At 73.3% G+C, this 12,475-nt stretch carries 10 protein-coding genes; 4 read left to right on the top strand and 6 right to left on the bottom strand.

The genetic code is table 11. The annotated features are described in order from the left end of the window. Positions 1-411: DUF5691 domain-containing protein (locus HS99_RS12110; protein ID WP_442354871.1), on the top strand; the 411-nt coding region annotated here is incomplete at its 5' end. Between the two features lie 86 nt (positions 412-497). On the opposite strand, the gene icmB is transcribed toward HS99_RS12110, so the two are convergent. Beyond that, positions 498-905: a coenzyme B12-dependent isobutyryl CoA mutase small subunit gene (gene icmB, locus HS99_RS12105; protein WP_030280897.1), complete on the bottom strand. Its 408-nt coding sequence runs from the start codon at positions 903-905 to the stop codon at positions 498-500. Between the two features lie 343 nt (positions 906-1,248). Between icmB and HS99_RS12100 the strand changes: the two genes are divergently transcribed. Continuing rightward, positions 1,249-2,040: a M23 family metallopeptidase gene (locus HS99_RS12100; RefSeq protein ID WP_050366736.1), complete on the top strand. Its 792-nt coding sequence runs from the start codon at positions 1,249-1,251 to the stop codon at positions 2,038-2,040. Between the two features lie 33 nt (positions 2,041-2,073). Here the strand turns inward: HS99_RS12100 and pcrA are convergent, their stop codons facing one another. From pcrA to HS99_RS12085, 3 genes are all read right to left on the bottom strand, one after another. Next, on the bottom strand, positions 2,074-4,698 hold the full coding sequence (gene pcrA, locus HS99_RS12095; RefSeq protein ID WP_030553129.1) for a DNA helicase PcrA: 2,625 nt from the start codon (positions 4,696-4,698) through the stop codon (positions 2,074-2,076). Between the two features lie 81 nt (positions 4,699-4,779). Beyond that, positions 4,780-5,457 carry a LuxR C-terminal-related transcriptional regulator gene (locus tag HS99_RS12090; RefSeq protein ID WP_030280891.1) on the bottom strand — a complete coding sequence of 226 codons (678 nt, stop codon included), beginning with the start codon at positions 5,455-5,457 and terminating at the stop codon, positions 4,780-4,782. Beyond that, positions 5,450-6,928, bottom strand: a complete 1,479-nt coding sequence (locus HS99_RS12085; protein ID WP_030280889.1) for an ATP-binding protein — start codon at positions 6,926-6,928, stop codon at positions 5,450-5,452. The genes HS99_RS12090 and HS99_RS12085 overlap by 8 nt, the downstream gene beginning before the upstream one ends. Positions 6,929-7,062: 134 nt before the next feature. On the opposite strand from HS99_RS12085, the gene HS99_RS12080 reads away from it, so the two are divergent. Next, the gene (locus HS99_RS12080; protein ID WP_030553127.1) at positions 7,063-8,487 is read left to right on the top strand and encodes a PspC domain-containing protein; all 1,425 of its coding nucleotides are present in this window, start codon (positions 7,063-7,065) and stop codon (positions 8,485-8,487) included. Next, positions 8,484-8,693, top strand: coding sequence for a hypothetical protein (locus HS99_RS12075; protein WP_030280885.1), 210 nt, complete (start codon positions 8,484-8,486; stop codon positions 8,691-8,693). Before HS99_RS12080 ends, HS99_RS12075 begins: the two co-directional genes overlap by 4 nt. A gap of 22 nt (positions 8,694-8,715) precedes the next feature. Here the strand turns inward: HS99_RS12075 and HS99_RS48120 are convergent, their stop codons facing one another. Both HS99_RS48120 and guaA read right to left on the bottom strand, forming a co-directional pair. Beyond that, a complete protein-coding gene (locus HS99_RS48120; protein ID WP_063737872.1) occupies positions 8,716-9,753 on the bottom strand; it encodes a Rieske 2Fe-2S domain-containing protein in 1,038 nt (345 codons plus the stop codon). 197 nt (positions 9,754-9,950) lie between these two features. Then, complete coding sequence (guaA, locus tag HS99_RS12065) at positions 9,951-11,519, bottom strand: glutamine-hydrolyzing GMP synthase (protein WP_370863246.1); 1,569 nt, start codon at positions 11,517-11,519, stop codon at positions 9,951-9,953. Positions 11,520-12,475: the final 956 nt, after the last annotated feature.

Here is a 12,475-nt window from a genome sequence, read left to right as displayed (position 1 = left end):
GCGCGCGGCGCGCGCGTCACCGGCGCCCCGTCCAAGCTGCTGGCCGTCCTGCCGCCCGAGGAGCGGGCCGCCTGGACGGCCGCCTTCATCGAGGTGCACGGCCTGGGCGACGCCTTCCAACTGCTCGGCGCCTGCGCGACCCCGTGGACGCCGCCGCTGTCCACCGCGGTGGTGAGGGCGCTGGCCCGGGCCGCGGCCTCCGGCGCCTACCCGTGGAGCCACAGCGGGGTGCTCGGGATGACGGAACGCGCGCTCGCCCCGGAGACGGCTGCCGCGGTGGAGGAGCTGGCCGCCGGGGCCTCCCCCGACTCGGCCTGGTCGGAGACCTTCGCCCGGTTGGCCGGGACGCTGCACTTCCGGGCCGCGATGCTGAACGAGCTCCGGCTGACGGCCCGAGAACAGGGCAGCTGAGAACAGAGCGGCCGAGAAGAGAGCGGCTGAGAACGGCCGAGCGGGCCGGTCCGCGACGGACCGGCCCGCTCGGTAACTCCCGACGGTCAGCCGGCCGCGCGCAGGTTGGCCTCGACCCAGGCGACCACGTCCCGGGTGGGCGTGCCCGGGGTGAAGATGTCCGCGACGCCCAGCGCCTTGAGCTCGGCGATGTCCTCGTCCGGGATGATCCCGCCGCAGAAGACCTTGATGTCCGCCGCGTCGCGCTCCTTCAGCAGCTCCAGCACCCGTGCGCACAGCGTCATGTGGGCGCCCGAGAGGATCGACAGCCCGATGCCGTCCGCGTCCTCCTGGATCGCGGTGTCGACCACCTGCTCGGGCGTCTGGTGCAGCCCGGTGTAGATGACCTCCATACCGGCGTCGCGCAGGGCACGCGCGATGACCTTGGCGCCACGGTCGTGACCGTCGAGCCCCGGCTTGGCGACCACCACACGGATCGGCCCCGACACACTCATCACTGCCTCCTGGACCTCGTCGTCCATCATCCGACCGGACCTCGTGGGCCCACGGGTGCGGTTAACGCGGTTAACGCTCGATAACCAACCGACCTGAGGGGAGATTAGCGCCACCCGGCCCGGTTGGCCGAGCCGCCTCCCAAGAGGAGGGCAAAGTCACAGCCCCAGGCCTTGCTACCAGTGGGTACACCCCTTCGCGGACCCTCCGTACAGACCCGGCGCGCCGCCCGTCCGCCCCCTTGACAACCGGCGGTTTTTCCGGGGTGTCCGGCCTGGGGCTACAGTCACCGCTGTTCACCTCACACGATGACGTGCCCGAGGCCCACCGAGGAGGCAGCCCCCGATGGCTCCCGAAGCAGCCGCCCGTCCGACCCGTGCGGAGCTGCGCCTCGCCGCCCGCGAGCAGTCCCGTGCCCAGCGCCGCGGCGCCGCCAAGGCGGCCACCCGGGCCGCACTGTTCCGGGTCGCCGTCCCGTCGGTGGCCGCGCTCGGGGTCGCCGGGGCGGCGGGGGTCACGGTGGTGCACGAGCAGGCCGACCGGGTGCCCTCGCAGGCGTCGGCGGCCGACGCCCCCGACCGCACGGCCGCGCAGCAGACCGCCCAGCAGACGGCCGCCGACCTCGACCAGGCCGCCCAGGCCTCCCGCGGCGACGCCCGCCAACCGCTGAGCGGCGCCCAGCCCGGCGACGGGCAGCCCACCGCCACCCCGACCGCCCAGCCGACGGCCCAACCGGCCAAGCCCAAGGTGGTCATGCCGGTGGCCCAGCACGGCCTCGGCGAGCTGTTCGGCGCGGCCGGCACCCACTGGATGAACCGGCACACCGGCATCGACTTCCCGGTGGACGGCGGCTCCGAGGTGTACGCCGTCACCGACGGTACGATCCGGACGCAGTGGAACCCGTTCTACGGCTACATGTCGATACTGAAGATGCCGGACGGCACCGAGGCGTGGATGTGCCACCTGCGGGCGTACAAGGTCCGCAAGGGGCCGGTGAAGCAGGGCGACGTCATCGCGTACGTCGGCAGCAGCGGCAACAGCACCGGGCCGCACCTGCACTTCGAGATCCGGCCGCCGGGCAGCGGGCCGGTCGACCCGCTGCCCTGGTTCCTCTCGAACGGACTGGACCCGCGCTAGGGCCTGCCGCCTGCCCGCCCCTACCTGCGCCGGTCAGAGCTTCTCGACCGGCGCGTACCGCAGGACCAGCCGCTTGCGGCCGCCGGAGCCGAAGTCCACCTCGGCCTGCGCGTTGTCGCCGACGCCCGTCACGCCCGTCACCGTGCCCAGCCCAAAGGTGTCGTGGGTGACCCGGTCGCCCACCGCGAGCGCGACGACCTCGCGGTCCACGACCTTGCCGGAGCGCCGGGCCGACTGCCCCCAGCCCGCCTTCGGCGAGGCCGCAGCCGAGGACGAAGAACGCGAACTCCCGCCCCCGGGCGAGGACTTGCCCCAGGAAGAACCCGAGGAGAAGCCGCGCTGGACCGGCGCCTGCGCGGCCCCCGTCCGCTTCCACTCGACCAGCGTCTCCGGGATCTCCTCCAGGAAGCGCGAGGCCGGGTTGTAGGCCGGCTGCCCCCAGGCGCTGCGCAGCACCGAGCGGGTCAGGTAGAGCCGCTCGCGGGCCCGGGTGAGCCCCACGTACGCGAGCCGGCGTTCTTCCTCCAGCTCCTTGACCTGGTTGAGCGCCCGCATGTGCGGGAAGATCCCGTCCTCCATGCCGGTCAGGAAGACCACCGGGAACTCCAGGCCCTTGGCGGTGTGCAGGGTCATCATCGTGATGACGCCCTGCCCCTCCTCGTCCTCGTCCGGGATCTGATCGGAGTCGGCGACCAGCGCGACCCGCTCCAGGAAGTCGGCCAGCGAGCCGACCGGCGGCGCGCCGTCGTCCCCGGCGTCCGGCCGCTCGCCCGGATCCTGCTCGTACTCCAGCGCCACCGAGGCGAGCTCCTGGAGGTTCTCCACCCGGGTCTCGTCCTGCGGGTCGGTGGAGGCCTGGAGTTCGGCCAGGTAGCCGGTCTCCTCCAGGACGGCCTCCAGCACCGCCGCCGGGCCCGCGCCCGACTCGACGACCTGGCGCAGCCCGGCCATCAGGGTGTTGAACTTCTTGACGGCGTTGGCCGAGCGCGCGGCCAACCCGTACGCCTCGTCCACCCGCACCAGCGCCTGGGCGAAGGAGATCCGCTCCCGCGCGGCCAGCGCGTCGATCATCGCCTCGGCCCGCTCGCCGATGCCGCGCTTGGGCACGTTGAGGATCCGGCGCAGCGGCACGGTGTCCTCCGGGTTGGAGAGCACCCGCAGGTACGCCAGGACGTCCCGGACCTCCTTGCGCTCGTAGAAGCGCACCCCGCCGACCACCTTGTACGGCAGGCCGACCCGGATGAACACCTCCTCGAACACGCGGGACTGGGCGTTGGTGCGGTAGAAGATCGCGACGTCGCCGGGCTTGGCCTCGCCCTGGTCGGTGAGCCGGTCGATCTCGTCGGCGATGAACTGGGCCTCGCCGTGCTCGTCGTCCGCGACGTAGCCGACGACCTTCTCGCCGTGGTCGCCGGCTGTCCAGAGCTTCTTCTCGCGCCGGTTGGCGTTGCGCTCGATGACGGCGTTGGCGGCGCTCAGGATGGTCTGGGTGGAGCGGTAGTTCTGCTCCAGCAGGATCGTGGTCGCGTTCGGGTAGTCCTCCTCGAACTGGAGGATGTTGCGGATGGTCGCGCCGCGGAAGGCGTAGATCGACTGGTCCGCGTCACCGACCACGCACAGCTCGGCCGGCGGCACCTCGGCCAGCCGCCCGGCGGCCGGGTTCACGAAGTCCCCGTCCGCGGTGCGCTTGGGCGCGGCCGCGACGGATCCGCCGCTCAGCTCCCGGACCAGCATGTACTGGGCGTGGTTGGTGTCCTGGTACTCGTCGACCAGGATGTGCCGGAACCGGCGCCGGTAGTGCTCGGCGACGTCGGGGAAGGCCTGCAGCAGGTTCACCGTCGTCATGATGATGTCGTCGAAGTCCAGCGCGTTGGCCTCGCGCAGCCGCCGCTGGTAGAGCGCGTACGCCTCGGCGAGCTTCTTCTCCATCGGGTTGGCGGCCTGGTCGGCGAAGGTCTCCTCGTCGATCAGCTCGTTCTTGAGGTTGCTGACCTTCGCCGTGAAGGACTTCGGCGGGAACTGCTTCGGGTCCAGGTCGAGGTCGCGGCAGACCAGCGACATCAGCCGCTGGGAGTCGGCCGAGTCGTAGATCGAGAAGCTTGAGGTGAAGCCCAGCTGCTTGGACTCGCGGCGCAGGATCCGCACGCAGGCGCTGTGGAAGGTGGACACCCACATCGCCCGGGCGCGCGGGCCGACCAGCGCCTCGACGCGCTCGCGCATCTCGCCGGCGGCCTTGTTGGTGAAGGTGATCGCCAGGATCTCGCCCGGCTGCACCCCGCGGGCGCCCAACAGGTGGGCGATCCGGTGGGTCAGCACCCGGGTCTTGCCGGAGCCGGCGCCGGCCACGATCAGCAGCGGCGAGCCGGCGTGCAGGACAGCCTCGCGCTGCGGGTCGTTCATCCCCTCCAGCAGCTGCGCCGGGTCCACCACCGTCCGGGCGGCGCCGTTGCGGTACCAGGCGTCCCGCTCGGCCTCCGCGGCATGGTCGGTGTGGAACAGCCCCTCCGGGATCGCCTCCTCGTACGCGTCGTACGGAAGCTCGTCCTCGTACGGCGGGGGCTCCTCGCCGATCGCGTCGGCGGGCACGGCGGGTTGCTTCGACCCGGCGGCGGGTGCCTCGAAACCGGGGAGCGGGAGGTCGTCAAAGAGGCTACTCATGGCACATCGAGTCTATGGCCACCCACCGACAAGCCCGCCCGCCCCGAGGGATCCGGGGCGGGCGGGCCAGGCAGGGCCGGATCAGACCAGGCGGCGGGCGGTGGCCCAGCGGGTGAGCTCGTGCCGGTTGCTGAGCTGGAGCTTGCGCAGCACGGCGGAGACGTGGCTCTCGACGGTCTTCACCGAGATGAAGAGCTGCTTGGCGATCTCCTTGTAGGCGTAGCCGCGGGCGATCAGCCGGAGCACCTCGCGCTCGCGCTGGGTGAGGCGGTCCAGGTCCTCGTCCACCGGCGGGGTGTCGGTCGCGGCGAAGGCGTCCAGCACGAAGCCGGCCAGCCGGGGCGAGAAGACCGCGTCGCCGTCGGCGATCCGGAAGATCGCGTCGACCAGGTCGGTGCCGGTGATGGTCTTGGTGACGTAGCCGCGCGCGCCGCCGCGGATGACGCCGATCACGTCCTCGGCGGCGTCCGAGACGGACAGCGCCAGGAACTTCACCCCGCCCTGCTCGCCCATCACGCCGGCCGAGCGGCGCAGCACCTCGACGCCGCCGCCGCCGGGCAGGTGGACGTCGAGCAGCACCACGTCCGGCCTGGTCTCGGCGACCACGCGGACCGCCGAGTCCACGTCGTCGGCCTCGCCCACCACGTCGATGCCGGTCACCTCGGTGCGGCCGATCTCGGCCCTGACCCCCGTCCGGAACATCCGGTGGTCGTCCACCAGGACGACCCTGGCCGTGCGCTCCGGCGCTGCCTCAGTCATTCGTTCTCTCCATCTCCAGCTCGACCTCCGTGCCGCCGCCCGCCGCCGGCCGCACCCGAGCGGTGCCGCCGTGGCGCTTCATCCGGCCGACGATCGACTCCCGTACGCCCATCCGGTCCTCGGGCACCGTGTCGGGATCGAAGCCGGGGCCGTGGTCGCGGACGAACACCGACACCGTCCTCCCCTCCACCTCGGCGTAGACCTGGACCGGTCCCCCGCCACCGTACTTGGCCGCGTTGACGGTTGCCTCCCTCGCGGCCTGCATCTGTGCCGCGATCCTCTCGTCCATCGGGCAGTCGCCGACGATCACCAGCTCGACCGGGACGCCGTGCCGGTCCTCGACCTCGGCGACGGCCGCCCGCAGGGTCTCCGCCATGGTGTCCGGCGCGGCCTCGGCGGCGGCCTCGGGGCGGTACAGCCACAGCCGCAGCTCGCGTTCCTGGGAGCGGGCGAGGCGCAGCACCTCCTTGGGGTCCTCGGCCCGACGCTGGATCAGGGTGAGGGTGTGCAGCACCGAGTCGTGGATGTGCGCGGCGATCTCGGCGCGCTCCTGGGCGCGGATGCGGGCGGTGCGCTCGGCGCCGAGGTCCTGCCACAGCCGCAGGCCGTACGGGCCGAGCAGCACCAGCACCCCGGCCAGCACGGCGAGCGAGGCCTGGATCACCGAGCCGAGGGTGGAGCCGCTGCCCTGCATCGCGAGCAGCGCGATGGTGCCGCCCACCACGAGCAGCACGCCGGCGCCGACCCGGGTGTAGGCGCCGCGCCTCTTCTCGCCCTCCATGCCGAACCAGCGCTGCCAGCGCGAGTCGTCGGCCTGCCGCCAGACCAGCGCGACGCCGACGCCGATCGCCAGCAGCGGCCAGGTGTACGGCTTGGCGGTCTGCCAGCCGAGCACGTTCAACAGGGCGATCAGACCGATCACGACCATGACCAGGGCGGCGAGTTGGCCGATGCCGCCCTGCGCGCCCCTGGCCGCGGGCCGCTTCCCGGCCTCGGCCCCGGCCTCGCCCTCGACGGCGGGGGGCGCGGTGACCGGCTCGCCCTGGAGCGCGTGCTGGAGCAGTTCGCGCAGCCGACCGATCCAGCCGCCGCCCGACTTGGTCAGCGGTGTGCCCGGCCGCAGCCAGGGCGAGGTCGGGACGTAGACGCCGTTGACGTTCACCCAGTGGGTGGCGCCGCGGTGGGCGGGCTCGCCGATGCCGATCGGCACCACGAACCAGAACGCCGCGTACAGCAGCGCGCCGATCCCCTGCGCGAAGAACAGCAGCACGAAGGCCAGCCGCACCCAGCGGACCGGCAGTCCGAGGTGCACCGCGAGGCCGTTCGCCACGCCGCCCAGCATCCGCCCCTGCGGGCTGCGGTAGAGCCGCCGGTAGGGCGGGCGCCCGCCGTCGGGCGCGTTGGGGTCGGCGCCGGCCGACGCCGCGGCGTCGGGGGCGAGGGGGCGGGGATCGGTACCGGGTGCTGCCACGCCACCGATGGTTCCACGCGGGCGCCTTCGGGCGCATCAGGGTGGGTCCCCCACCCTTATCAGGGACAAGTCAGGGTACGGGCAGGGCCGTACCCGGTTGGGCCCGCCCGCCCCCTGCCGGAAGGATGGTGCCCATGACCGAGGACCCCCGCATCCAGGAAGCCGGGCCCGCCGCCCCGCCGGAACCGGAACGCCCCCCGCTGACCAGGACCGAGCACCACCGCGTGGTCGCCGGCGTCTGCGGCGGCCTCGGGCGGCACCTGGACATCGACCCGGTGGTGTTCCGGGTGGTCACCGTGGTGCTCTGCCTCTCCGGCGGGCTCGGGCTCTTCCTGTACGGCCTGGCCTGGCTGATCGTCCCGACCGAGGACGGCGCCGACGGCAAGGGCCGCGGGGGGCGCACCGAGCTCCAGCGGGTGCTGACCGGCCGGGTCGACGGCCAGTCGATCGGCGCGGTGCTGCTGACCGTGATCGGCACCGGGGTGTTCTTCTCCTCGATGGACGACGGCGACCAGATGTTCCCGTTGCTGCTGCTCGGCGGCCTGGTCTTCCTGGCGGTGCGCTACGACCCGGAGCGCCGCCGCGGCCGGGGTCGCGGGCGCCGCCACGGCGGCCCGTACGACCGCCACTTCCCCGACGACGACGGCCCCGGCCGGCCGCAGGACGAGGCCGCCCGGGCCCGGCACGCCGCCGCCCAGGCCGCCGGGACCGCCCCCGCCGACTCCCCGGCCCCCGGCCCCAGCGGCTACCTGTGGGACCCGCGCCACCCCGAGCGCAACCCGTACGGCGCCGCCGACCCGGCCGGTCCCACGCCCGCGTACGGCACCAAGGTCCCGCCGCCCGGCGGCCCTGCGCAGCCCTGGTGGCAGCGCACCGACCTCCCGGAGGGCGACCCGCTGCGCAAGGAGCGCCCGGAGCGCCGCCGCGAGCCGGCCGCCGTCCGGCAGCCGAGGGATCGCTCGCCGCTCGGCTTCTTCGGCTTCCTGCTGGCGATCGGCGCGGCCGCCGCGGTCTGGTCCGCCTCGGTCGGCCACACCGACGTCACCAAGCTGAGCACCGTCGTGCTGGCCACCGGGCTGCTGGTGATCGGCCTGACCCTGCTGCTGGCCGCCAGGTTCGGCAGGGCCCGCCGGCTCGCGGTGCTGGGCCTGCTGACCACGTTGGTGCTGGCCTTCACCGGCCACGCCCCGCACACCGTGCAGGACGCCATCGGCGACCGCACCTGGACGGTCGGCTCGGCCGCCGAGCTGAAGGACCGCTACAACCTCGGCGCCGGCAACGTCCGGCTCGACCTGTCCGGGCTCGACCCGGCCGGGAGCACCCTCGCCACCAAGGTCGACCTGGGCGCCGGCGAACTGGTGGTCACCGTGCCGCCGAACGTCACGGTGAACCTGGTGACCCGGGTCGGCCTGGGCAACGTCACCGTCCCCGGTGACCGCAACGACGGCACCGGGCGGCACGTCTACCGGATCGACCCCGTGGGCGGTCAGCCGTCCAAGGGCACGCTCGATCTCCAACTCGGCCTCGGCCTCGGCGACATCAAGGTGGTCCAGCAGTGAGGAAGCACCGGCTCGACCTGTTCTCGCTGATCGCGGGCGGGCTGTTCACCGTGATCGCGGTGGTCTACCTGGTGGCCGCGCTCAACGACCGCTCGGTGAACGGACGGATCGTCGTCCCGGTCACCTTCATCGTGCTCGGCGTCGGCGGCCTGGCCGGCGCGGTCGCCGCGGTGGCCCGGCGGGGCAGGCCGGACCGCGAGGAATAGCGGGCCCAGCTCCGCAGCGGGCTCAGCTCTGCAGCGGGCCCAGGGTCAGCTTGTCGCCGTCCTTGCCGACCCCGTACCTGGGCAGCGGCTTGACGGCCGGCCCGTTGACCACGGCGCCGGTCGCGGCGTCGAAGCGGGAGCCGTGGCAGGGGCAGTAGAACTGGCCGTTCTTCGGCGCGTCCACCGCGCAGCCGGAGTGGGTGCACACCGAGGAGAAGGCGCAGTACTGGCCGGCCTTGGGCTGCACGATGTAGACGGCGTCCCCGGTGGCCGGGTCCTTGACCTGGGCCGAGCCGCCGACCGGCACGCTCGCCGCGGCCACCGTGGGGGCGGGCGCGGTGCCACTGGGAACCGGGGCCGCGGACGGCACGGGCGCGGACTGCACGGGCGCGGCGGCCTGCCGGCCCCAGCCGAAGGTGCGGGTCAGCGAGCCCGTCAGCAGCCCGGCGCCGCCGATCGCGACCGCCGCGATCCCGCCGTCCACCAGCGCCCGGCGCTTGACGTGGTCCTCGGCCAGCCCCCGCTCGCGGTCCCGCCCGGCCCGGCGGGCCAGGTAGCCGTCCACCGACAGGTCCGGCGTACCGGCCAGCAGCAGCGGCGTCCAGGCCATCAGGTAGCCGAGGTCGTTGCCGAGGTAGTACGGCGACACGTTCCAGCTGACGGTCAGCCACAGGCTCAGGTTGATCAGCGCGCCGCCGAGCGCCGCGACCCGGCCCCACAGGCCGAGCAGGGTGCCCAGGCCGACGGCCAGCTCGCCGAAGGCGATGGCCAGCGCGGACAGGGTGGGGTGGTCGAGCGCCGGGCCGAGCAGGAAGGCGATCGGGCTGCCGCCGTCCTTGGCCGCCCGGGTCTGGGAGACGAAGGAGGCCTGGTCGCCGGCGCCGGCCAGGAAGTGCGCGTCGGAGAGCTTGTCCAGAGCCGCGTAGACGAAGGTGATGCCGAGGAACAGCCGCAGCGGCAGCAGCGCGTGCCGGGACGCGAGCGCCCTCCACCGCTCCGCCCGGACGGCCCGGTCGGCCGCTTCCCCGCCGACCGCCTCGGAGCTGCTTACCTCCGACATCCCTCACACCTTCCCTCGCGGCCTGCCACTCCCTGACAGGTCCGGTCCGCATTCTGCCCGCTCCTGCACGCTTTCGGTGGGAGGTCCCACCCGGGGGCCGCGAAGTCCCCACCGGGTGAACGAACGGCAACGCCGCCGCTCCCGTGTACGGGAACGACGGCGCGGCCGTTCGGCACCGGCTCACCGGCGCGGGGGTGCTACTCCCACTCGATGGTGCCCGGCGGCTTGCTGGTGACGTCGACGACGACGCGGTTCACGTCGCGGACCTCGTTGGTGATCCGGGTGGAGATCCGGGCCAGCACGTCGTACGGCAGGCGCGACCAGTCGGCGGTCATGGCGTCCTCGGACGAGACCGGGCGCAGCACGATCGGGTGACCGTAGGTGCGGCCGTCGCCCTGCACGCCCACGCTGCGCACGTCGGCGAGCAGCACGACCGGGCACTGCCAGATCTCGCGGTCCAGACCGGCCGCGGTCAGCTCCTCGCGGGCGATCGCGTCGGCGTCGCGGAGCAGGTCCAGGCGCTCCTTGGTGACCTCGCCGACGATCCGGATGCCCAGACCCGGGCCCGGGAACGGCTGGCGCTGGACGATCTCCTCCGGCAGGCCGAGCTCCTGGCCGACCATCCGGACCTCGTCCTTGAACAGCTTGCGCAGCGGCTCGACCAGCTGGAACTGCAGGTCCTCGGGCAGGCCGCCGACGTTGTGGTGGGACTTGATGTTGGCGGTCCCGGTGCCGCCGCCGGACTCCACCACGTCCGGGTACAGGGTGCCCTGGACCAGGAAGTCGACCGACTCGCCGTGGGCGCCGGCCTCGGCGACGATCTCGGCCTGGGCCTGCTCGAAGACCCGGATGAACTCGCGGCCGATGATCTTGCGCTTCTCCTCGGGGTCGGTGACCCCCTTCAGCGCGTTCAGGAAGCGCTCGGAGGCGTCGACGACCTTCAGCTGGACGCCGGTGGCGGCCACGAAGTCCTTCTCGACCTGCTCGGTCTCGCCCTTGCGCATCAGGCCGTGGTCGACGTAGACACAGGTCAGCCGGTCACCGATGGCCTTGTTGACCAGGGCCGCGGCGACCGCGGAGTCCACGCCGCCGGACAGGCCGCAGATCGCGCGCTTGTTGCCGACCTGCTCGCGGATCAGGGCGATCTGCTCCTCGACCACGCTGCCGGTGGTCCAGGTCGGGGCGATGCCGGCGCCGCGGTAGAGGAAGTGCTCCAGGATCAGCTGGCCGTGGTCGGAGTGCAGCACCTCGGGGTGGTACTGGACGCCGTACAGACGGGCCTCGTCGTTCTCGAAGGCCGCGACCGGGACCAGGTCGGTGGAGGCGGTGACGGTGAAGCCCTCCGGGGCGGCCGAGCAGGCGTCGCCGTGCGACATCCACACCGAGTGCTGCGCCGGGACGCCCTCGAACAGGGTGGAGCCGGTGCGGGAGACGGTCAGCGGAGTGCGGCCGTACTCGCGGGCACCGTTGTTGTCGACGGTGCCGCCCAGCGTCTTGGCCATCAGCTGGAAGCCGTAGCACATGCCGAAGACCGGGACACCGGCCTCGAAGATCGCGCGGTCGATCTGCGGCGCGCCCTCTTCGTAGACCGACGACGGACCGCCGGAGAGGATGATCGCCTTGGGGTTCTTGGCGAGCATCTCGGCGACCGGCATGCTGCTCGGCACGATCTCGCTGTAGACCCGCGCCTCACGCACCCGACGGGCGATGAGCTGGGCGTACTGGGCACCGAAGTCGACCACCAGGACGGTGTCGTTGTCCGGCACGGACTGGACGGGAATTGCAGAGGACACAGACGGCCTTCCGGCAGCGGTATCGAGGTGTCGCGCTGAACCGCCTCCCCGGGCAGGGGTGGCGGCGGCGGACGGGTGTGGGGTGTCTGGACTCCGATTCTACCGGGCTGTCCGGTTTCACTCGTCTGCACGTCCAAGGAACCGTGACCGGGTGGGGCCGCGCTTCGTTGCTTCTGACGACCGGACGGCCGCGCCGCGTCCGCCAGACGCGCCGCCGCCGCCCCCGACCGGGGGCACCGCCGTACGGACTGCAGGACCACGCGTGGAGCTTCACCCCAGTCCACCGGCGCACGTGGCGCCGCCGCCCCGGCCCGCCGGGGAGCGCGGCGCCGTGGGACCGTGCGCGGGTACCGCGGCCGGCCAGCAGGGGACAGCGACCCCGGCCGCGACTGGGCCGAGAGGTGGGACGGCCGGCTCCCGGGGACGCCCGGGGGCCGGCCGTCGCACCGACCGCCGCACCAAGGTTCGATCCGGGGCGCGCTCCGGGCGCACCTCCCCCCACCGTCCCGCGCTGCTACGCGCGTCCCCGTGCGCCGCAGCCCTTCAGGCCACTACGCACCGTGATCATTCGGCGCACCGTCGTCGGCACACGGAGTGGTTCGAAGTGCGCCGAACCGGTTGCAGAGCAACCCCTCCGTCCAGCACGATGCTCCCTGTGAACGGTTCCCCCAACGGCCGGCAGGCGCGTCGCGGGGATCGGACCGCGTCTCCGCCGTCGCCGCGCAGGAAGGCGACAGCGGTTTTCAGTTCACGCTCCGTGAGCGATGGCCCGGCGCAGACCTGCCCGCCGACCCGCCGCCGCAAGGGAGCGCATGCCCTGCTCGCCGGCCACCCACGTCGGCGCCGAAGGGGCACGACCACGAGCCAACCGACAGGACGGCGCTCCTCCCCCGGCGCCGTCACCTCCAGCACCCGGCGCAGCCCTGACG

It is taken from the genome of Kitasatospora aureofaciens (assembly GCF_001188955.3).
Classification (GTDB): domain Bacteria; phylum Actinomycetota; class Actinomycetes; order Streptomycetales; family Streptomycetaceae; genus Kitasatospora; species Kitasatospora aureofaciens.
The sequence above is the reverse complement of the archived record's forward strand: the minus strand, read 5'-3'. Positions and strand labels throughout refer to the sequence as shown.